The 22,207-nt window shown below is 54.8% G+C and carries 17 protein-coding genes and 1 pseudogene; 12 read left to right on the forward strand and 6 right to left on the reverse strand.

Going from position 1 to position 22,207, the window contains the following annotated elements; all coding sequences use genetic code 11:
• Positions 1-59 precede the first annotated feature (59 nt).
• The 4 genes from ACRBB0_RS11120 to ACRBB0_RS11135 all read left to right on the forward strand — a co-directional run bounded on the left by ACRBB0_RS11120 (position 60) and on the right by ACRBB0_RS11135 (position 4,039).
• Entirely contained in the window at positions 60-824 is a 765-nt protein-coding gene (locus ACRBB0_RS11120; protein WP_431374507.1) for an SDR family NAD(P)-dependent oxidoreductase, read from the forward strand.
• Between the two features lie 348 nt (positions 825-1,172).
• On the forward strand, positions 1,173-1,655 hold the full coding sequence (locus tag ACRBB0_RS11125; protein ID WP_431374508.1) for a MarR family winged helix-turn-helix transcriptional regulator: 483 nt from the start codon (positions 1,173-1,175) through the stop codon (positions 1,653-1,655).
• Between the two features lie 3 nt (positions 1,656-1,658).
• Positions 1,659-3,476 (forward strand): feruloyl-CoA synthase, encoded by a 1,818-nt coding sequence (locus tag ACRBB0_RS11130; protein WP_431374509.1) that lies wholly within the window; start codon positions 1,659-1,661, stop codon positions 3,474-3,476.
• 98 nt (positions 3,477-3,574) lie between these two features.
• Positions 3,575-4,039 (forward strand): DUF3237 domain-containing protein, encoded by a 465-nt coding sequence (locus ACRBB0_RS11135; RefSeq protein ID WP_431374510.1) that lies wholly within the window; start codon positions 3,575-3,577, stop codon positions 4,037-4,039.
• 286 nt (positions 4,040-4,325) lie between these two features.
• Here the strand turns inward: ACRBB0_RS11135 and ACRBB0_RS11140 are convergent, their stop codons facing one another.
• The 3 genes from ACRBB0_RS11140 to ACRBB0_RS11150 all read right to left on the reverse strand — a co-directional run bounded on the left by ACRBB0_RS11140 (position 4,326) and on the right by ACRBB0_RS11150 (position 7,424).
• Positions 4,326-5,948, reverse strand: coding sequence for a thiamine pyrophosphate-binding protein (locus ACRBB0_RS11140; protein WP_431374511.1), 1,623 nt, complete (start codon positions 5,946-5,948; stop codon positions 4,326-4,328).
• Between the two features lie 284 nt (positions 5,949-6,232).
• Positions 6,233-6,523, reverse strand: a complete 291-nt coding sequence (locus tag ACRBB0_RS11145; RefSeq protein WP_431374512.1) for a hypothetical protein — start codon at positions 6,521-6,523, stop codon at positions 6,233-6,235.
• A 115-nt stretch (positions 6,524-6,638) separates the two neighbouring features.
• Positions 6,639-7,424 carry a TIGR00266 family protein gene (locus ACRBB0_RS11150; protein WP_431374513.1) on the reverse strand — a complete coding sequence of 262 codons (786 nt, stop codon included), beginning with the start codon at positions 7,422-7,424 and terminating at the stop codon, positions 6,639-6,641.
• A 219-nt stretch (positions 7,425-7,643) separates the two neighbouring features.
• On the opposite strand from ACRBB0_RS11150, the gene ACRBB0_RS11155 reads away from it, so the two are divergent.
• Complete coding sequence (locus ACRBB0_RS11155) at positions 7,644-9,248, forward strand: amidohydrolase (protein ID WP_431374514.1); 1,605 nt, start codon at positions 7,644-7,646, stop codon at positions 9,246-9,248.
• A 49-nt stretch (positions 9,249-9,297) separates the two neighbouring features.
• On the opposite strand, the gene ACRBB0_RS11160 is transcribed toward ACRBB0_RS11155, so the two are convergent.
• Together ACRBB0_RS11160 and ACRBB0_RS11165 are read right to left on the reverse strand one after the other, a co-directional pair.
• Entirely contained in the window at positions 9,298-10,050 is a 753-nt protein-coding gene (locus tag ACRBB0_RS11160; protein ID WP_431374515.1) for a sulfite exporter TauE/SafE family protein, read from the reverse strand.
• 191 nt (positions 10,051-10,241) lie between these two features.
• Entirely contained in the window at positions 10,242-10,964 is a 723-nt protein-coding gene (locus ACRBB0_RS11165; RefSeq protein ID WP_431374516.1) for a GntR family transcriptional regulator, read from the reverse strand.
• Between the two features lie 230 nt (positions 10,965-11,194).
• Here ACRBB0_RS11165 and ACRBB0_RS11170 point away from each other — a divergent pair, with 230 nt between their 5' ends.
• The 7 genes from ACRBB0_RS11170 (at position 11,195) to mnhG (ending at position 20,756) form a co-directional block, all read left to right on the forward strand.
• Positions 11,195-14,401: a reductive dehalogenase gene (locus ACRBB0_RS11170; RefSeq protein ID WP_431374517.1), complete on the forward strand. Its 3,207-nt coding sequence runs from the start codon at positions 11,195-11,197 to the stop codon at positions 14,399-14,401.
• Between the two features lie 421 nt (positions 14,402-14,822).
• Positions 14,823-17,705, forward strand: a complete 2,883-nt coding sequence (locus ACRBB0_RS11175) for a monovalent cation/H+ antiporter subunit A (protein WP_431374518.1) — start codon at positions 14,823-14,825, stop codon at positions 17,703-17,705.
• Positions 17,705-18,073 carry a Na+/H+ antiporter subunit C gene (locus tag ACRBB0_RS11180; RefSeq protein WP_431374519.1) on the forward strand — a complete coding sequence of 123 codons (369 nt, stop codon included), beginning with the start codon at positions 17,705-17,707 and terminating at the stop codon, positions 18,071-18,073. The genes ACRBB0_RS11175 and ACRBB0_RS11180 overlap by 1 nt, the downstream gene beginning before the upstream one ends.
• Entirely contained in the window at positions 18,070-19,614 is a 1,545-nt protein-coding gene (locus ACRBB0_RS11185; protein ID WP_431374520.1) for a monovalent cation/H+ antiporter subunit D, read from the forward strand. The genes ACRBB0_RS11180 and ACRBB0_RS11185 overlap by 4 nt, the downstream gene beginning before the upstream one ends.
• A gap of 1 nt (position 19,615) precedes the next feature.
• Positions 19,616-20,116 (forward strand): Na+/H+ antiporter subunit E, encoded by a 501-nt coding sequence (locus tag ACRBB0_RS11190; protein ID WP_431374521.1) that lies wholly within the window; start codon positions 19,616-19,618, stop codon positions 20,114-20,116.
• Positions 20,113-20,400: a K+/H+ antiporter subunit F gene (locus ACRBB0_RS11195; RefSeq protein WP_431374522.1), complete on the forward strand. Its 288-nt coding sequence runs from the start codon at positions 20,113-20,115 to the stop codon at positions 20,398-20,400. Before ACRBB0_RS11190 ends, ACRBB0_RS11195 begins: the two co-directional genes overlap by 4 nt.
• Positions 20,397-20,756: a monovalent cation/H(+) antiporter subunit G gene (gene mnhG / locus ACRBB0_RS11200; protein ID WP_431374523.1), complete on the forward strand. Its 360-nt coding sequence runs from the start codon at positions 20,397-20,399 to the stop codon at positions 20,754-20,756. The genes ACRBB0_RS11195 and mnhG overlap by 4 nt, the downstream gene beginning before the upstream one ends.
• Before the next feature lie 185 nt (positions 20,757-20,941).
• On the opposite strand, the pseudogene ACRBB0_RS11205 reads toward mnhG, so the two are convergent.
• Positions 20,942-21,467, reverse strand: a pseudogene (locus tag ACRBB0_RS11205) (DDE-type integrase/transposase/recombinase); the annotation flags it as partial.
• Between the last annotated feature and the right edge of the window lie 740 nt (positions 21,468-22,207).

Raw genomic sequence — 22,207 nt, forward strand, 5'->3', positions numbered from 1 at the left:
CACTGTTCCTTATTCCTTGATTGGGGGCACGTCGGTCTATATGAAATGGAGTTTTCGCAATGAAGATCAATGAACAGGTTGCGCTGGTCACAGGTGGTGGCAGTGGTCTTGGTGCCGCAACAGCCCGGCGGCTGGCTGCCAAAGGGGCCAAGGTTGCCATTTTGGATTTCAATATCGATGCGGCAAACGAGGTCGCGGCCGAACTTGGCGGCGTTGCCCTTCAAGCAGATGTGGCAGACCAAGAGGCTGTTGGTGGGGCCTTTGATCAAGCGATTGCCGACTTGGGTGGTGCGCCTCGGATCGCGATCAGCTGTGCGGGTATCGGCATGGCGGCGCGTATCGTTGGGCGTGAAGGAAAAATGTCGTTTGATGTGTTTGAACGTACGCTCAAGGTTAATCTATTTGGCACCTACAATGTGATGAGCCATGCAGCGCAACGTATGATGGAACTGGAACCCACAGAAACCGGTGAACGGGGTGTTGTTATCAATACGGCCTCTGTTGCTTGGGAAGATGGCCAATTGGGACAGGCAGCTTATGCTGCGTCCAAAGGGGCAATCGCATCCATGTGTTTGCCTGCTGCACGCGAATTTGCGCGCTCTGGCGTTCGGGTTATGGCGATTGCTCCGGGATTGTTTCATACGCCGATGATGGAAGGCCTGCCCGAAGAAGTTGCGGCCCAGATCACCGCGAATATTCCGTTCCCAGATCGCCTTGGGGCTCCCGAAGAATACGCTTTGTTGGCCGAACAGATCGTATCAAACCCCTACTTGAACGGGACGACAATCCGCCTTGACGGTGCTGTTCGACTGCCACCCCGATAAGGAGTGCGCTTTGTGCCCCTTGGTTCTCGTAGCTCTGTCCGGTGGCCCCAAAGTGTCTCTGACATCGCAAGGCGTAAACACGTGGAGATGCTATTTGCGGAGCGTTGAAGGCAGTCCTTGTCTTCAACGATCAGAATAGCGGTGCGGGGGGCACCGTCAGGCGAGCGGGCCGACAAGCCCAGATCAGGTGATTTAGAAAATGATGTTGAGCAGGCGAAAACACAGCAGCGACGCCAGAGTGGGTTTAGGGAGCATAGCTCTTGGGCGCGCGTTTTGTTTGGTGGCGGGTGGCAAAGCCTTGGCCACGAAAAACATGTGCATATTCTTGGCTGCAACTCCGGTGATCCTATGAAGCCAGTCTCAAAACCTCGCCAGGCCAATCCGGAAACCTCATGGGTTGATGACGCAACTCTGCGGCAACTCATGGGCTATCACATGAAGCGGGCGTTTAACGTTATTCAGGCCGATCTCGCGGCGACGCTCAAACCGTTTGATCTTAGGATGCTGACCTATACGGCACTTGTCCTGATCAAGGACAATCCGGGGTTGCGACAGTCACAATTGGCCGATGCAATGGACATTGAACGGCCCAATCTGGTTGTCATCATTGATGAGCTGGAACGACGCGAACTGATTGTGCGGGAACGGGTTTCAACGGATCGGCGGGCTTATGCTTTGCAGGTGACAATGGCAGGTCGCCAGCTTTGCGAACAAGCCGAGACAGCGGTGCTTTTGCACGAAAATCGACTTCTGGAAAACTTGGACGAAGAGACCCGCGCGGTCATGATTGCGGGGATGCATCTTGTCGAAAAGAACGGGAAAAAAGGCTAGACCATGAAACGGACTTCAAATTTCCTTGCACATTCAGTCGCGCGTGAAGATCGCGCTGACGGGACTGTTTTGCTTCGGTCACAATATGAGCTGGGTCCAGTTGCCGACACAACCGGAGATTGGTTGCATCATTGGGAAGCTGAGGCCCCCGACCGGGTGTTTCTGGCCGAGCGTAGCGGAGCAGGCTGGCGCGAAGAAAGCTACCGAGCGACGCTGCAAAAGGTGCAAGCCATTGCCAGCGCGTTGTTGGCGCGCGGCATGGGGCCGGACACGCCAATCCTGATAATGTCGGGCAATGGTGTCGATCATGGTTTGCTGTCTCTGGCAGCGCAATATGTGGGCGTGCCCACCGCCCCGGTTGCCGAGCAATATTCGCTGATCCACGGAGCGCATGGGCGCTTGCAGCATGCTGTTGAGTTGGTGCGACCGAAAATGGCTTATGTCGTGGATGCGGTTCAATATGGCGAAGCTCTTAAGTTAGATGTTTTGAAAGGTGTCGAGATTGTTGCCAGCCGTTCGGGCGATAGTGCCAATGTCACGGCGTTTGACACCCTGCTTATGGGCGACACTGGCGTTGATCTACAGGCGGCACATGCGGCTGTCACACCCGATAGCGTTGCCAAAATCCTGATGACAAGCGGCTCCACCTCGGCCCCCAAAGGTGTTATGACCACGCATCGGATGATGTGCGTCAACCAGACCCAGCTCGCGGATGCCTTGCCGTTCTTACGTGCGCAGCCCCCGCGAGTTGTGGATTGGCTACCTTGGAATCACGTGTTTGGTGGGTCTCATAATTTCAACATGATGTTGGCAAATGGCGGCAGCTTTTACATTGATGATGGCAAACCGGTCAAAGGGTTGTTTGAACGCACCCTTGAAAACCAGTCGATGGTGACTGGCACGCTGGCCTTTAATGTGCCGGTCGGATTTTCCATGCTGTTGGGGGCGCTTCGACAGGATAACACGCTGAAACAACGCTTTTTTGCCGATCTGGATTTGGTGTTTTACGCCGGGGCGTCACTGCCGCAGGATGTTTGGCAGGGGTTTGAGCAAATGGCGATGGAGGTCAAAGGAGAGATCCCGTTGATGACCTCATCTTGGGGGCTGACCGAAACTGCACCCGCGACCATGATGCAACAAGAGCCCATTGACCGTTCTGGCGTTGTCGGCGTGCCATTGACTGGCGTGACGCTTAAATTGATCCCGGATGAGGACATGCGGTGTGAGATGCGCGTCAAAGGTCCGAACGTCATGCAAGGGTATTTTGAAGACCCCGAAAAAACCGCGGATGCGTTTGATGAAGAAGGATTTTTCATCACCGGAGACGCTATGGTTTTCAACGATCCGAACGATGTAAACAAAGGCATGCGGTTCGACGGGCGCATTTCCGAAGACTTCAAATTGCTCACGGGCACTTGGGTGCGCGCGGGTCAGTTGCGTCTCGATATTCTGGCTTGTTTGGCCCCTTTGGCGGCGGATTTGGTCATCACAGGCGCCGACCGGGATCAGATTGGTGTGATGATCTTCCCGGATCGGGCTGAGCTTGAACGAGAAGGGTTTGATCTGACGGACGACAATGGAGCCATTCGCTGCAAGTTGCTTCAGGGCGAAATCCAACGCCGTTTGGCGGCCAGAGCACGTGAAATTTCGGGCAGTTCTACCAGAATTTCACGCGCGATAGTTATGTCTGAACCGGCATCGCTGACCGATGGGGAAATGACGGCCAAGGGAAACCTGAATTTTCGCAAGGTGCTGACCCGACGCAAAAGCTTGCTGGATCGTCTTTATGTCGATGCTGATCCTGCGGTTGTCACCGTGTAGCATGTTGTGCGTTGTCGGGGCACAGATTTGGGCGACCACGGTCATGTCCCAGACCTCGGTCAGATACAATTAATCGCAATTCCTTAGGGGTGATAATTATGCAAGTTCCGGTCCCTTCGCTGGCCCATTCATTCACGTTAACAGTGACTTTGGATCCCCCAATTGAATTGGGTCCGGGGCGAGCTGGCCATCGGCGCATAATACCGATCGCTGGTGGGCAGGCCACCGGACCAGATCTCACCGGCCAGGTGTTGGGCGTGGGAGCAGACTGGCAAACTGTTTTTGCCGATAGCTCAGCGCATCTGGACACGCGCTATGCCCTCAAGACCGACGACGGCGCGGTGATCGAGGTGATCAATATTGGTACGCGGCACGGGCCGAAGGAGGTTATGGAACGACTTGCAGCCGGCCAAGATGTTGACCCGGCCGACTATTACATGCGTACCGCCGCACGGTTGGAAACCGGTGATCCTCGCTATAGCTGGGTAAATCATACCATCTTTGTCTGTGCCGGGTTGCGCCGCGCCTCGGCCGTGGAAGTTGCCTTCTACAAAGTCTGCTAAGCGCGGGGGTTGCGCCAAAAAGTGGTAGCAGTTTGATCTGCAAGATAGATCGCAGGAAGCCAACATCTTTGTATGATCGGTTTGTCTCTGCCAGATAGTCTGCCAGATGGGATGAAAATCTGCGGGTTTTGTGTGCCGGCGCGGTGGCCGTCGGTTTGCGTTACAAATGACAGATCGCGATGCACAACCTCGCCAGCGCAAAACTGGTAGCCGCACCGCGATCACATTCATCAGCGACAAGTTCGATGATGAAGCCATTTGGCCCGTGCAGAGCCGGTGGGTCCGCTTAAATCCGCATTCTGGGCACGTCATTCGGATCGAGATGTAGCTCAATCAACATTGGACCTGTCCGGTTCTCCACAGCTTCCAGCGCATGTTCCAATTCCTCATCGGACCTGACTTCAATTCCGTGCCCCCCCAAAGAGTTTGCGATGGCCGCAAAAGATGGCCAATCAAACTGCGTTAAACTTGGGTCCATTTTCCGGTCAAGAAATTGAATATGCTCGGCCCCGTAGGCTGAGTCATTTGCGACAATCACAATAAGATCAAGGCCAAGGCGCACAGCGGTGTTGAATTCGTTGATCCCGCCCATCATGAACCCGCCATCGCCGGTAAAGATCACGACAGGACGGTCAGGGGCGGCCAGACCTGCGCCAATGGCTTCTTGCAGTCCAAGGCCGATTGAGCCGAAATTAGCCGTAACAACAAAGCTTTGAGGATCAGGAACCGAGATACGGCACCAGACTTCGGTCATGAAACGACCGCCATCGGTGATCAGCACACGATCTTGGGGCAGGGCAACGTTGAGGCGTTCAATCGTTTTGACGTAATTCACCACACCCTCGACCGATTTATCGTTCCCGGTTGGATGCGTGGTGAGCGTCTTGGTGTCCAGCTCGCGGGTGAAACCGCTGGCGGGGATTTCGGCTTCGTTTAGCCAGTACAAAATCGTGTCGGCGGTCAGGCCGGAATCCGCAACGAGCGCAGCATCAGGGTGCAGCCCGCCGCCGATGGCCGTTGGTTCAATATCGACCTGAATGATACGCTTGCCTTTCATCAATTTACCACGGTCTGTGGTGAAGTCGTGCAAGCCGGTTCCAAAGCAAATGATGCAATCGGATTGCGCGATCAAATCATAGGCCGCCGGTGTCGACAGGGTGCCGAAGATGTCGATGTTGTAAGGGTGGTTGTTAAAAAGCGCCTTGGCTTTGAGGGTTGTGGCCAGCGGCGCTTCGAGCCGATCTGCCAGCTTGATCAACTGATCACGGGCCCCAACAGCCCCGGCACCGGCCAAGATCAACGGGCGACGCGCCGAGGCAATCATGCCAATGGCTTCGTCGAGAATATCGCCCTGAGCGACCCCGCCGGGCGCGGTGAAAACATCGAGAACGCGGGTTTCATGCTCGGTCTCTTGCCACATAAAATCGGCTGGCATGTTGACCACGATGGGGCGGCGCTCAACCTGGGCGCGGTAGAATGCACGCTCAATATCCATTCCGGCAGTTTCAGGAGCGCGCACCTGCTCAAACCCCGCCCCTGTGGTTTTGACCAGCTCGCGTTGATCAATGCTTTGGAGATGGCGCGGGTTTGCGACGGGGGTGTCACCGGCCAGCAAAACCATAGGAATGTGGCCGCGCACGCCTTCGGTCAATGCCGTGACGCAATTGGTGAGCGCAGGGCCATGCGTGACTGAGGCGACGCCGACTTTGCCAGCAACATGAGCATATGCCAGCGCCATCAAAACCGAACTACCTTCATGGGCGGCGGGGACAAAACGCCCGGCACAATCGCGCACGAAACTATCGACCAAAAAGAGATTGGCATCCCCCATCAGCCCGAACATTGTCTCGACACCGTGGTCAGACACGGAACGGGCAATGGATTGATAGACCGACATTTTTTTACTCATCGAAGCGCGCTCCTGGCTTTGTTTCCCAAGTCATAGCGGATATTAGATGCGTGAAATGCGCAATTCGTTAAGTGAATTGGGGAATAATGCGAGGTGATCGCGAGTTATTGCATTTTGATGCGTAAATTTCACGCGATCCTAGCCTTGAGAGGATTCCCAAATCGCCAAAGACGACCTGCGAACGTCAGACCCCGCGTGGCTGAGATTGGAGGTCGATGCTGCGGTTGAAAATGCGAACATTTACGAAGAGGTCCGGAGAGACGATTGTCCGTGAGGGCCACGCGCTAAGACCCGACGTCCAGCTCGGTCAAGTGAGCGATGATATCGCGCAACATTTGGTCCGCCGTGCTTGGCGTCAGCGTGATTTTGGTTGCGTAATCAAATCGCTGACGGTCAAGAGCGCTGCCGGGATCGCCTTTGAGTTTGAAGACCACATGAGGCGTGCGCGTATAGAGTCTGATCAAACCTCCCTCGTATAGATTTACGATTTCCAGCTGCTCAAAGCCGTTTTTCTGGGCCAGTCTGTAGACCTCGGGAAAAGGGTGATCTTCACCTATCGGATGTTTCCAAGGCATGTCACAAAGCCCTTTTTGACTGTAAACTATCGGCATAGTGCCCCGGTTGGATGAAGTGGCATTGCCATTGAAAAACGGCAACGCCCCCAAAGTTGGAGTCTGAAGGAGAGCGGCTTTATCGGTCGCCGAACATATCGCCCAGCCCCCCCAGAACCGATCCTTCGCCTTTGCTTCCACCGGGACCAGCAGCGCGCAGTACCCGATCCGCCAGCCGTGAGAATGGCAGGCTTTGCAAGAAGACTGTGCCCGGTCCACGCAGGGTTGCAAGAAACATCCCTTCGCCCCCAAAGACCATGGATTTTAGGTTCCCAGAGCGTTCAATGTCGTAGTCAACACCGGCGGTCATCGCGGCAAGACACCCCGTATCAACACGCAAAACCTCACCGGGTTTTAACTCGCGTTTGATAACAGTCCCGCCGATATGGATGAAGGCCATGCCGTCACCATTCAAGCGCTGAAGGATAAACCCTTCGCCGCCAAAGAAACCTGCACCGAGTTTGCGCTGAAACGCGATGTCGGTGGTCGTACCAAAGGCTGCACATAAAAACGCGTCCTTTTGGCAGATCAGTTCTCCGCCCATGGCTGCCATATCAATCGGTACGATTTTACCGGGGTAGGGGGCGGCAAAAGCGACGCGCTTTTTACCTTGGCCATTGTTGGTGAAATGGGTCATGAAAATGGATTCACCCGTCAGAACGCGTTTCCCAACGCTCAGGAGCGAGTCCATGATGCCGCTGGAGGGACGACCTCCGTCACCCATTCGGGTTTCAAATGCGATGCCGTCTTCCATGTAATTCATCGCCCCGGCTTCGGCGATAACAACCTCTGCGGGATCAAGCTCGACTTCGACGATCTGCATGTCGTCCCCAAAAATCTCATAGTCAACTTCATGACATCGCATTTCAATTCTCCTGCCAAAAATGCTCATGTGAATGTAGGGAGCCTAATCCCTTTGGCCAAGGGATGACCATATGGCACAAACGCTTTGTTGCATTGGGAATAGTTGATCTTTGACCTTGCTGACGGGTTGGCGTTAACGTCACACATCGGGCCAGACGCGCTCAAACTTTGTTGCACCGACCCATCGCAAGACCACGAAAAACAAAAGGCCAGGTGACCTATGAACCAACTCTCGCAAGCCCAATCGACCGCCTTGGCCGTTGTCGATGCACGCATGGCGGAGTTGTCCGCTTGGTGCGAAACGATCTTTGATTTTGGTGAAACGGCCTGGCGTGAATACCAATCCGCGCAGTGGTATGTGGATCGGCTGCGCCAAGAAGGGTTTCGTGTCGAAGAAGGCTCGGGGGGCATGCCGACGGCCTTTTGCGCAGAATGGTCCAATGGGGACGGGCCGATTATCGGCATGTATGCAGAATATGATGCCGTTCCCGGCAATTGTCAGGCCGCAGATACCACGCGTCGTCCGCGCGATGGATTGGGGTTTCAGGCCGGGGGCCACACCGATCCGCATTCAGGATTGGGGATCAGCACGCTTGGCGGATTGCTGGCAACCAAGGCCGCGATGGAGCAGCACGGCATCAAGGGGGGATTACGATATACTGGTGAACCCGCCGAAAAAGTCCGTGGATCCAAACCTATTCATGCGGCCAAGGGCTATTATGATGGGTTGGCGGCGATGCTGTCCTTTCATCCGTTTTACATGCTGCCCATGTGCAACACCGTGCGATGGGACACACATTGCGGGGCCGCCTATTCGATGGTCTATCGCTTCATTTGTGATGCGCCTGAAACCTGGGGAATGTCAGGGGGAGACGGGGTGAAAAATGGCCCTCCGATCCCGCAATCCCACTCCTCTGTTCGTGCTCCGGGGGCCAGCGAGGCTTTGATGACGATGTTTCAATCGTCAAAGGTGTTTCGTGAAGCGATGCTGCCTCATCAAGGCGGTTGGTCGATTTCTGAGGCGATTTTGACAGCTGGTCAGGCGACGGCGGATAACCTGCCGGCTGGACTGGCCGAGATTCAATACATGATGCGGGTGCCAACCATCGAGATGGCCGAGCAAATAACCGCGGTTCTGGATCGAAATGCACAAGCGGCCGCGCTGCTTACCGGATGCCGGATTGAGCGCCACTGGGTCTGCAAATCGCGTCCGGGTTTGGCCAACCACGCGATGGCCGACGTGGTTTGGCAATCCATGCAAGAGGTGGGGGCACCGGTTTGGGATAAGGCGGCCGTTTCTGTTGCCCAAGAGATTCAGGCGAATTTGGGTCTGTCACCTATGCAAGAGCCGTTTCTTGACGCGTTGAGCGGCTTGATCCCCCCGCAAGAGGCGGAGGCGATCTTGCGCGAAGATTTGCCACCAAGTCAGCTCAATTCAACCTCCGACGACTACACGGATATGACGTGGCACACACCGACCGCACGGTTCTATATCGCGCGGCCTGCTCTCAAGGCTCCGACAGGTCAAGCCTATCCAGCTTGGGTTATGAATGCGATGGGGGGCATCCCGGCAACGATTGATCCGATGATCAAAGTGGCGGCCAAAACACTGGCTGTGTCGGCGCTGCGAATGTTGGAAGACCAGACCGCAAGACAATCCGCGATGGATGAATTCAACCTGCGCACGGGTGGCGGGGTAGGCGGGGATAAATGGATTGCACCGCTTTGTGATTATGACCCGCCCGTCCATTTCCGTTGGCCGGAATATGTCACCACCGCGCGGGGTCGGGATTGGACGATCCCGTCAACAATGCCGGATGCCTAGGGGCTTGCCCCGTTTCTTGCCCCGTTACTTGCTCGGTCTGTCAGCGCGGTCAGGTCACCACGGACTGAACCAAAATCAACGCCAGACCAACCAAAACGACCAATATTAACCGATCAAACAGCTTTGCGGATACATGTCGCGCCAGATGCCCGCCGATTTGGATGAAGATCAACAACGGGGCGAGGCAAGCGATGCTTATCGCCATAAGGCTGGGTGTTAGCACTCCGTTTAAGATCAACATTGGAATTTGAACCAAAGACATGCCGACAAACATGGCTGAGATCGTGCTGATAAATCGCTCTCGGGGGAGGCCCATTGCATTTAGAAAGCTCACAGAAACCGGAGCGGAAACACCGGCAGCCCCTTGGGCAACACCGGATATGATGCCTGCCACTGGGCCAAGTTTTTGAGCAAGTGCCATGCTCAGGCGAAAGTCTGGAATGACCAGTCGTAGCGCCACAAAAGCAAAGACCAAAAGCGCAACAACAAGCTTGAGAATGCTGGCGGGCAGAGCAACGAGAAAGACTGTCCCAAGGATGGCCCCGACACCGCAACTTACTGCAAGGATGGGGATAAAAGGCCCGGTGATCCGCGCTTGGCGATATTGCCAGCCTTGGCGCAGGTTGGTCAGAAGGTTTGGCACGACCATGACGGCGACCGCGATTGGCACATCGACAAAAATGGACATGATCGGAACAGCAATCACCGGTGCCCCCAAACCAATCACCCCTTTGAGCAATCCCCCGACGGACAAGGCCAGCACGATGGCCGCAATGGCGAATGGATCATCAAAACCCGCCATATTCACCCACACATTGTATTGGAAAGAGGCCGCTTTGGGGCCGAACAAAGCCGGAGCAAGCTTACACTTGGCTGCGATGCGAACTCTGAGGTTGGATGACCTGCGCCCCTATGGGGTATGTTACGAAATGCGGGCCAAGGGCGTGTGATCATGTGTACTGTCCGTTCTTTCCAAGCCCATGGAAGATCACTCTATGTGCCGCCTGCGGAGGTGGAGAATGCGTCTGGCAGAAACTTTTGCACGTCTTCGCCTAAAAACAATTCAGCATAGCGCAAAGGGGCTTGCGCATGTTCACGCATGATGTTTTCAGCCCGGATTGCATCTTGATTGCAAATGGCGTCCCAGATGATGACATGTTGGGAATGTCCGACCGTCAGACGCAACCGCTCGCGATTGGCTTTGGCCCCCAGTTTTGTAAATGCACCGGGTGTCATTAGCGGGATTTGCTGAACCTTTTCCAAGGCTCCGACAACAAAACTGTTTTTGCAATCTGAAACGATGGCGTTGTGAAACATGGCGTTGGCTTGGTGGTATATGCCAATTTGGGTTTCGCTCAGCTCATCGCCGTCGAAAATAGCTTCGGTCATTTCTATTGAGGTTTCAATGGCTTTTGCCGCATCGTCGCTTGGACCCCTGGCCGCCATTTTCCCTGCAGCGTAGCCTTCGATCATGCCGCGTAAATCGGCGGCATCTTTCATTTCCTGCAGGCCGATAGAGCGCAGCCGATAGCCACGACCATCCAATTTTTCGATAAGACCTTCGCGCTCTAGGCGGGTTAGGGCTTCGCGTAATGGGGTTCGCGACAGGCCCAGAATGGCCGCGCCACTGCTCTCGGTCAAACGTTCGTCAGCTTGAATTTTCCCGCGCAAGATCCGTTTTCGAAGTTCGGCAACGGCAAAATCAACGGCTGACATATTCGGGTTCTCCGTCCCATGGGGATTAACATTGGATACGTTACTACACCGCGCGCGTCAAATTATGCCCGTGATGGTGCGTCAAGTCGGATGCATTCACCCAAAAGGATACGTTATTCCAGTTATTGGTGGCATTTTGGAGTAAAAGTATCCGTAATGCAGAGATTCGTCTATTCGTCAGACTGAAAAACGGATACGAAAGCTTGGTAAACCTCGAAAGGGATCACATCATGGGGCTGCGCTTTTTCTCGACCAAGAACCGTGAGCCCTATCTCGGGCCCTATCCATTGGAGCGATTAAAACGGCTCGATCGTCAGCCCGATTTGTCGGGTCTGTCTCCCTTTCAAGGGTTGGATTTTTCCCGCCTTGCAACGCCCCATTCCTTGGTCAATGCAATGGGTGAATATCAAGCCATGATGGATCTGATCCGGGATGGCGTTGTCAATCCAGAGCCGAGCACCGCCCCAGACGACGCGCAAGAACGATCAAACCACATGAAATCATTCGGTTATTTCCAGGATGCGTCAATGATCGGGATTTGCCAAATCCCCAAAGGCTCGTTTCTGCCTGAGCCAATACGCAATCCGGGTATTGATGCATTGGCGCATGATCTGCGCACCAAGCAGACCAAGACACTGGCCTCGGGCATCGACGTTATCATGGCCGGGTTGAAAGACACCGCCGATACGCCGCTTGGCAGCATTGAGCATCACACGCATGCGATTGTACTTCTTGTTGAACATCATCGGGATCCGGCCTCGGATGAAGCGGGCACTGAATGGCTCGACGATGCGCAAGATCATCGCGCGGCGTTGCGGGCAACGGAAACCGCGGTGATCCTCTCGAATTACCTACAGTTGATTGGGTTCTCGGCACGGGCACATACGCCCAGTGCGTCAGATGTTGATCTGAATAAGCTTGCGATTGCTGCCGGGGTTGCCACAATCGAAAATGGGGATGCTGTGGCTCCTTTTGTCGGTCGGGCCTTTGGTCTTGCGGTGGTGACAACTGACATGGACATGGCTGTGGATCGCCCCTTGGCCCCATTGGCGGAACAAAGCTTTGGGCTGGCTTGGCAGATCGGCAAAGGCAGCGCGAAAAGTGCGTTGAATCGAGATCCCTATGCAAAGCGCCGCTATGTCGATGGGGCCCATCCGTTTGAAACCCTCAAACGCGTGGATGAACCAACGACATTTATCGACGAAGCCCGTGTCGCGCGGGTTCCCAAGCGAACCGATATGTTTGCGCGGGCCCAGTTTGGTGATTTGGGCAAGAAACAACAACAGGCGGCGTCGGGCGGTTGGTATGCCCGGAAAAGCGCGCATTCGTTTTCGCAACGACGCGCGCTCGGGGCTTTTGTTTTGTTGCAGGATGGCGAAAGCGTTCAGGTTGATCGCAAGCCGACGGATGCGGAGCGCAATGCGCAAAATGTCAAAGCGGCAAGCTATTTCTTGGGTGTCGATGCGGTCGGGATTTCCCGTTGCCCAGATTGGACATGGTATAGCCATGACGCAACCGGTGCCGAGTTGATCCCGCCTCATGATCAGGCGATTTCAATGATCATTGATCAGGGCTTTGAAACGATGGAAGGGGCCAGTGGCGATGACTGGATCGCCGTGGCGCAATCCATGCGAGCCTACCTTCGGTTTTCTTTGTTAGGTGGTGTCATTGCCAAGCAAATTCGAAACCTCGGTTACAAAGCCAAGGCGCATTCGGTCATGGATGGCGAGGTGTTGCAGCCGCCCTTGTTGCTTCTGGCCGGACTGGGCGAGGTTAGCCGGATTGGCGAAGTCATCTTGAATCCGCTCTTGGGGCCGCGGCTCAAGTCTGGTGTTGTGACCACTGATATGCCTCTGGCGCATGATAAGCCCATTGATTTTGGCCTGCAGAACTTTTGTGAAAACTGCAATAAATGTGCTCGGGAATGTCCGTCCGGCGCAATCACGGCCGGGCCCAAGCGTATGTTCAACGGCTATGAAATCTGGAAGTCCGATAGCCAAAAATGCACGACCTATAGGATCACCACCGAGGGCGGTGCCATGTGTGGTCGCTGTATGAAAACCTGTCCGTGGAACCTCGAAGGGTTGTTTGCCGAAAAGCCGTTTCGCTGGTTGGCTTCGAACGTCCCATCAGCGGCACCGATTTTGGCCAAGCTTGATGACACATTGGGCCATGGTGCAGTGAATGATACCAAAAAATGGTGGTGGGATTTAGAATTGAAGGCAGATGGCGGATACAAACAACCGTCTCAGCCCATCAACCGCCGCGATCTGCAACCGGATTTGGACGTGAAATACGAGGATCAAACGCTGGCGGTTTATCCTGCCAATCTTGCGCCTTGGCCGTATCCTTATCCGTTCCCAATGGATCGCGAGGCTGGCATCAAAGCATACCAAGACATGATTTCCGCCGATGAATACAAGGCTCGGCTTGCTGCTGGTGAGACCGATGGATTGGCCCATGAAAGGCCGCGTTTTGACGATGCCCCTGTCATTACAGCGAAACTGTCGAGGGTCGAACAGATGACACCGGATGTCACGAAATACGAGTTCCAAGCCTGGGACGGAGGCGAACTTCCCGAATGGACCGCAGGTGCGCATTTGGACGTGGTGGTAACCCCGGAGTTCCTGAGGCAATATTCTATGTCAGGGGATCCAAAAAACACCGGTTCCTATCAGATCGGGGTTTTGCGCGAAGATGAAGGGCGGGGCGGTTCCAAGATGCTTCATCGGATTTTTTCCGAAGGGCGTCGGGTCTATATTTCCAAGCCGATCAACCATTTTGAGCTTGATGAATCCGCGACTCTGACTTTCCTGATGGGTGGTGGCATCGGCGTGACACCAATGATTGCATTTGCTCATCGGCTTCATGAATTGGGCAAACCATTTGAGCTACATTACTCGGGCAGCCAGATGGCGAACGCCGGTTATGTTGATGATCTCAAAACAATGCCCTGGTCACAAAACGTTTATTTCCACTTTTCGGATCAGGGCAGCCGTGCCGATCTGGATGCGGTTTTGAGGAAATACCAAGAGGGGGCACATGTGTATACCTGTGGTCCTGATCGCTATATGGACGCGGTTTTACAGGCGGCAGAGCGACAAGGCTTTCCCGAAGACGCGCGCCATTTGGAGTATTTCTCAGTCCCTGAGCAGCCAGATTATGTGAACCATGCCTTTACAGCCGTCTTAGCTAAATCAGGTCAGGAGGTCTCTGTCTCAGCGGATCAAACGCTGTCTGACGCGCTTTTGGCGGCTGGGCGGCATGTGGATGTCAAATGCTCTGATGGTATTTGCGGTGTGTGCAAATGTGGGCTGATTGACGGGGACGTCGAACATCGCGATTTTGTTTTGTCCAAAGCTCAGCAAGAAACCGAAATTGTCACCTGTCAGTCGCGGGCCGCACAGGCTGGCGGCAAAATAACGTTGGATTTGTAAAGGCCGCCCGCAGACTATGGCCCGGAGGGTGGCAGTGATCGGGGCGATATGGCCTAAAGAGTCTTTGGTTCGATAATGCTCAAGGCAGACCGATTGCAGGCTCCCCTATGAAGTCGGTGGATACTGGGAGGCTGGAAACTTGTCCCTGTTATTGAGGGCGGATCTTTGGGCTGTCGCCCTCTTCTCGGGGGCGATTGGACAGTTTGGTACTTCGCATTAAAGGTGCCCAGCAGAGTCATCTAAAGGTCACACAGTGACGAGTCAAGAACACGCGTGTTGCCTTTTGGCGCAGCGGACTTGCAAGGGACATTTTTGCTCTGAGGCATGCAGTTTACTGCGGAATTGTGTCGTTTCCTATTGCGCTGATGTGAAACCAATGCTTTTCAATACGGGCCTTTCACCGATCAGCTTTGGAACACGCGTGTCACTTTTCATAATCGTAGCCCTTCCGTTTCTTGGATCGCTGCTGCCCGGCCTGATGAATTCCGCAGGTCGGTCTTCTTGTGCTGGCGTCACCTTCACTGTCACATTGGCCGCCTTTGTCGGCTTGCTGACCAATCTCCCCTCGGTTCTGGCAGGGGAGGTTGTAACGGCGAGCGTTGACTGGATGCCCGCTCTGGGGCTGAACTTTACACTGATGCTTGATGGGCTGGGCTTTTTCTTTGCCCTTTTGATCCTTGGTATCGGGCTTTTGATCATCGCCTATGCGCGGAACTACCTAAGCCGTAACGATAATATGGGTGAGTTCTTCACCTACCTGTTGCTGTTTCAGGGGGCGATGGTGGGCATCGTTCTAAGCGGCAACATCCTTCTGCTCTTGATTTTCTGGGAGCTCACGTCGCTATCGTCCTTCCTGCTGATCGGCTATTGGAAGCACTTGCCTGAGGGGCGGCAGGGCGCGCGCATGGCTTTGACGGTCACCGGAATGGGCGGTCTTGCGATGATTGGTGGCATGCTGATGCTTGGCCAGATCGTGGGCAGCTATGACCTCAGCGTGATTTTGGAAAATCGCGACGCCATTCAGGCGGATCCACTTTATCTTCCGGCGCTGATCCTGATTCTATTGGGCTGTTTCACCAAATCCGCGCAATTCCCGTTCCATTTTTGGTTGCCACACGCGATGGCCGCGCCCACGCCGGTTTCGGCCTACCTGCACTCGGCCACAATGGTGAAAGCCGGGATTTTCCTGATGGCGCGCATGTGGCCTGTGCTGTCGGGGACGACAGAATGGTTCGTCATCGTGACCGGGGCTGGCTTGGTTACCATGGTGCTGGGCGCTGTAATTGCGCTATTCAAGCACGATTTGAAAGCGTTGTTGGCATTCTCTACGGTTAGCCATCTTGGGCTGATCACGATGCTTTTGGGCACTGGCACAGCCTTTGGTGCAATGGCTGCGATGTTTCACATCCTGAATCATGCCACTTTCAAAGCGGCGCTGTTCATGTCCGCAGGGATCATTGATCACGAGGCGCACACCCGCGACATCCGCCGATTGGGGGGATTGCGAAGTTTGATGCCGGTCACCTTTACCATCGCGTCGCTTGCGGCGTTGTCGATGGCAGGAATTCCGCTTCTGAATGGCTTCTTGTCCAAAGAAATGATGCTGGAAGAAGCAACGCATACTGTGCTGTTTGGGGTGCCCTGGCTGGTGCCTGCGTTGGCCACGTTCGGCTCTCTGTTTTCGGCGGCGTACTGCTTCCGTCTGATCGGGCACACGTTCTTTGGTCCGGTGCGCGAAGATTACCCGGCCAAGCCACATGATCCGTCTGCGGGCCTTTGGGTGCCGCCTGCAATTCTTGTCGTGCTTGTGGTTGTCATCGGTGTTGCTCCGTTTCTTGCCGAGCCGTTTGTAAAGCTTGTGACCGCTTCCGTGCTAGGAGGGGTGGTCGAGGTGCCGGACGCTCATTTCAAAATTTGGCACGGTCTTGTGCCGGCTCTTGTTATGTCCATCGTTGCGGTGGTGGGCGGATTGCTGGTGCTGGCTCTGTTTAAACCCTTGCTCCGGTTGTGGGACGCAGCACCGCGCCCCGAGGCTAAGGTCATTTTTGAGGCGATGGTCGCGGCGGTTGTTCGTCTGGCCCAAGCTCTGATCCTACCGCTCCACAATGGTGCCTTTTCCCGCTATGCCACCATCGGCATTGTCGCAATGATTGCAGCGGGCTTTCACGCGTGGTCCACGGGGACCGTCGGCGCGCCGACGCGGTCAATGCTTCCTGCGGGCCCTGTGCCTATTGCAGGTTGGTTGATGCTTGTGGCGGCAACCTGCGGGCTTGCAACGTTGCACCGCAACCGGCTCTTGTCGCTGATCCTGATTGGTATTGTCGGTTTGATCGTGTCGATCGGGTTCATTTTCTTCAGCGCGCCTGATCTGGCGATGACCCAGTTCACAGTTGAAGTGGTGACGATCATTTTGCTTCTGCTGGCCCTCAACTTCCTTCCCAAACAAACACCGATCGAAAGCTCGGTGCTGCGGCGCGTGCGCGATGCGTTGGTTGCGGTTGTCGGCGGGCTGGCGACGTTCGGGCTGGCGTACCACTACCTGCTGCGCGAGGCCGTCGATCAACCGATTTCCGCGTTTCATTTGGCGAACTCATACAAGGGGGGCGGCGGCACGAATGTGGTCAACGTGATCCTTGTCGATTTCCGGGGTTTTGACACTTATGGCGAAATCATCGTGCTGGGCATTGCGGCTTTGCTGATCTACGCGCTGACAGAAACATTGCTCAGCGGGCCGGTGCGCGCACGGCTTCTGAACCGCAAACCCGATCTGGTGCGGGCCGGTGATATGCATCCGATGATGATGGTCGTCCTGACCCGAGTCATAATGCCAGTGGTATTGATGGTTGGGTTCTACATTTTCCTGCGCGGCCACAACGAGCCAGGCGGCGGTTTCATTGCCGGCCTCGTCGTTTCGATTGCTGTCGTGATGCAATACATGGCCAGTGGTTTTTCCTGGACATCGGCGCGGTTGCGATACCCGTATCACGGTGTCATCGGGGCCGGTGTTTTGGTCGCGGGGCTGACAGGGATTGGATCTTGGTTCGTGGGTAAACCCTTTTTGACGTCGGATTTCACCTATGTTCGTATCCCGCCCTTCGAGAAGTTTGAACTCGCCACGGCGGCGCTGTTTGACGTTGGTGTTTTCTTGGCTGTTGTGGGGGCTGTGATGTTGTCGCTTGAGAGCTTCTCGCGGCTTGCGCGGCGCGCGCATGTTCCCGACAATGAGCACCCGATGGATATCAACCCATCTCGGGATGAGACATCACCAGACGATGCGTCTGGATCTCAAAAGGAGGTCGTGTGATGGAGTTTCTCATCGCCTCTGCCATCGGTGTTTTGACAGCTGTCGGCATATACCTTGTTTTGCGGCAACGGACTTATCCTGTCATTATGGGCATTTCTTTGCTGACCTATGCCGTTAACCTTTTTCTGTTTGCATCCGGGCGACTGACAATTGGCGCGTCGCCTATCCTGGTTGACGGTGTGACGGAATATACCGATCCGCTGCCCCAAGCCTTGGTGCTGACCGCCATTGTGATCTCATTTGGGATGACCGCCGTTGTCGTGATGATCTCGCTCGGAGCTTATCTTGGTTCGGATGATGACCATGTGGATGACCAACCGGGCGATCAACCAGACGACCAGCAAGAGCGTGCGGAGGGCCAGTCATGACCCATTGGATCATCGCCCCAATTGTCCTGCCTGCATTGTTGGCACCATTTATCGTGTTGGCCGCCCGGTATCACATCAATATTCAGCGGGTGATTTCGGTTGCCGGTGCGCTGTCGCTGATGACCATTGCAGCGGGGCTTGTCTGGCAGACCTCGGACGGGACCATACTTTTGTACCAATTGGGCGATTGGGCGGCACCTTTTGGTATCGTTCTGGTTGGCGACCGATTGTCTACGCTGATGGTCTTGTTGACGGCCGTCCTTGCGCTATTCGTGCTCCTTTATGCAATTGGCTCGGGCTGGGATGACCGTGGCAGGCATTTCCATGCGCTCTTTCAGTTCCAACTGATGGGGATTGTGGGCGCGTTTCTGACTGGCGACCTGTTTAACTTGTTCGTCTTTTTCGAGGTTCTGCTGATTGCCTCTTATGGTCTGATGATCCACGCAGGGGGTAATGCTCGGCTTAGGGCAGGGGTGCAATATGTACTGTTCAACCTCATCGGATCGACCCTGTTTTTGTTCGCATTGGGATCAATCTATGCCGAGACCGGCACGTTGAACATGGCCGATCTGGCGCAGCGGGTCTCTCAGATCGGTGCCGAAGAAACCGTGGGCATTCGGGTTGCGGCCGTGCTGCTATTGCTGGTGTTTGCGATCAAGGCGGCGCTTGTGCCTCTGCATTTTTGGCTACCCTCAAGCTATGCCGAAGCACCTGCGCCGGTGGCGGCCTTGTTCTCGATCATGACCAAGGTTGGAGTCTACGCGATCATTCGGGTCTACACGATGATCTTTCCGCCTGATCTGGCGGTTACTGCGGGCATGCATGATGTTTGGCTTTTGCCTGCCGCACTGGTGTCGCTCGCCATAGGGATGATCGGCGTTTTGGCTGCCAAACGGCTGGATCGGCTTGTCGCGTTTTCTATCATCGGCTCGATGGGCATGGTGATGGTGGCGATTTCGTTTTTCACGCCCGAAGGCATCGCAACGGCGTTGTATTACACGTTGCATTCGACCTTATCAGGGGCTGCTTTGTTCCTGATTGTTGATCTGGTCCGCACAGGTCGCGCAAACCTTGATCTGTCGTCGCAACCGGTCATGGCGGGAGCTTCGTTGACAGCTGGGCTGTTTTTTGTCGGTGCAATCGCCATGACGGGCATGCCGCCATTGTCAGGGTTTCTTGGCAAACTTCTGTTGCTGGATGCGGCGTATAACACTGATCTCATGGTCTGGATCTGGGCCATAGTGCTGGGCTCGAGCTTGATCAGCATCGTTGGCTTTGTACGCGCAGGCAGTGTGCTGTTCTGGAAAGCACGCAGCATCGAAGCGCCCGATGACGTCGAGGACACCCAGCGCCCCGTGGCCTTGTCCTATTGTGCGGTTGGTGGGCTGATTGCGTTGATTGTGGCGCTGACAGTGTTTGGAGGCCAAGTCCATGGCTATACGAAAACGATTGCCGCACAATTGTTCGCGCCCGAGCCATACATAGCCGCTGTGCTTGACACGCCCGGTAAGCTGAGCACGCCGAAGAAGGAGGACCACTAGCATGGCTCGCGCATTCCGCTGGTTGCTGCCCCACCCGTATTTGACCCTGCTTCTGACAGTGGTCTGGACCATGCTGCAAAATGAAGTCACTGCCGGGATGGTCGTCTTTGGTTTCATCCTAGGGGTCATCATCACCTGGGGCACGTCGATCTGGTGGCCGGACACGCCCAAATCCTTTAGGCTCGGCAAGATGGTCACCTATAGTTTCCTTGTGATCTGGGACATTGTCGTTGCGAATGTGCAAGTGGCATGGATCGTCTTGACCGTCCCAAATTCAAAGCTGAAACCAGCCTGGATCGCGGTTCCGCTCGAATTGCGCCAGCCTGAGGCCATAACGGTCCTTGCCGGGACAATCACGCTCACGCCCGGTACCGTCTCAGCCGACCTCTCCGATGAGGGGCACAGCCTGTTGGTGCATGTGCTGCATACGGATGATCCTGACGCCGTGCGTGACGACATCAAAACCCGCTATGAGAACCGCCTGGTGGAGATTTTCCAGTGACAGCAGCATCAAGCCTCTTTGACATCGCCCTGATCATAGCCTTTGTGACACTGGCGCTTGGCCAAATCCTGTCGATGGTCCGGCTGATTATTGGCCCCTCCATTGGCGACAGAATTCTGGCGCTTGATACGATGGTCATCAACGCCCTTGGTCTGGTGGTTCTTCTGGGAATCCATCAGGGCGTACAAATCTACTTTGAAGTGTCGCTTCTTATCGCAATGCTAGGCTTTGTTTCCACGGTTGCCCTGGCCCGCTTCGTACTTCGGGGAGACATCATCGAATGAGTGCTGAAATCATTGGGACATATGCAACCGCGATCTGCCTTCTGATCGGTTCGTTTTTCGTGGCAGTTGGGGTTATCGGACTGCTCAAATTTAACGACAGCATGACGCGTCTGCACGCACCCACAAAAGTAGGGACCATTGGCATCGGTATGCTTTTGTTGGCGTCGATCATTCATTCAGCGGTCTTGGGTGACGTTTCAATGCACGAACTGCTGATCATGGGCTTTCTGTTCGTGACCGCGCCGATCTCTGCGAACTTTATTGCGAAGGTGAATATCCATCGTCAGGCCTGTGACAAACCACCCGCACCGCCACGCGATGATACCTGGTCGACACTGAACTATCCCGACGACTGATCCCCAAGACCCCAACTCACGCTTGGGGTTTTGTCTGCATGAACTGGGCGCATGGGTCTTTTCTAGCGAATGGCTTAACGCGCTGTGTTGAACCGTTAGATCTCGCGATTTCACGCCTCCAATCGGTCGCGTATCCGCGATCACTCCGCATTGGTCTTGTCGGTGTTCGGTTCCGGTTTGCCAGCTCATTCAGGCATTCGTTCGAAGGCTAAAAGGCTTTTTCCACCCAGCGATGTAGGACGCCGCCGTGGATTATAGAACCCATTGAAGCACAGCAAAATTTCTCCCCTTAGGCTTGGCGTTTGGTTCCTCAGCGGTTCCACCAAATCAGCACCGCGCTAAGGGATTTGAAAACGCCTCAACCATAGAATTGTCAGAACTAATGCCCTTGTTGCTCATCGAGATCTTGAAGCCATGCTTGGTCAGTGGTCGTTGATATTCCTTTGACCAAAATTGCGATCCACGATCCGTCTGATGAATGCAGCCCTCCGGCGGTTCGACCATTCCCAACACGCGGATCGCAAGGCGCCACATCATGCGGTCACTGACGGCCCAGCCGATGACACGGCGGGATGACAGGTCAAGGACGACGGCCAAATACTGCCGCCCCTCACTTGTCCAGATTTAAGATATATCACCCGCCCATTTCTGACTTTGACCATCAGCAAAGAAATCCTGATCCAGCAAGTTGGGGGCCATGTTGACCCCATGGGTGATGTTCCCCTTTCAGCAAATTGCGTCGCAATCACCTATCGGGCAATGGTCGTCACCTTGTAATTCTGCGTTCTGGCGACCTTGATGCCATTCTCACGTTGTGACGAGAAATCCTAAAATGATCAGGGAGGTCATTCTTCCGAGACACGGGACCGATCCACCCGTGCCCGACCTTCGTTCCCAGATCCTAAAGTTCTTCGGTCCTAAAAACCGGACCACGGCTTGTAGACTTAGACGTGGCTTTTCGCGGATTTGCGCCCATATCATCGCGCTACCGACGGCTCATCGGGCGGCTGAAAAAGCCCCGTCGTTTTCGAACGAAAGGTAGCCTAAACGAGCACTTGGAACGGCACCAAGGTGCGGCAGGGCCAGATCGCCTTCGGTGGAGACGGAATAATCAATCGGACCACTTCGCTTTCACAGTCGTTGTCCAAGGGGTTTTTTGCCACATAACCGTTCCAAGACTTCCCCTCAGAAAACGAAATCGCCCTGGCTAACTGAAATTTGGCTATTCTTGTTTGCATGCTCCCGCACAATATTTTGCGGACTACAGACCTCTTATGGATGCGATGGTTGCAGGAATTGGGAAAGACCTTGATGGTCAATTGACTCTTAAGGACTGGGCAAACCGCCAAGAAGGGTACTGCAGTTGATCAAGACGCTCCCCCAGTGATACCCGAAACAATGCGCCATGATTCTTGGAGAATAAAATCAATTTAAGCACTTTATTTAGTTGA

The organism is Pelagimonas sp. (assembly GCF_050633425.1).
Taxonomy (GTDB): Bacteria; Pseudomonadota; Alphaproteobacteria; order Rhodobacterales; family Rhodobacteraceae; genus Pelagimonas.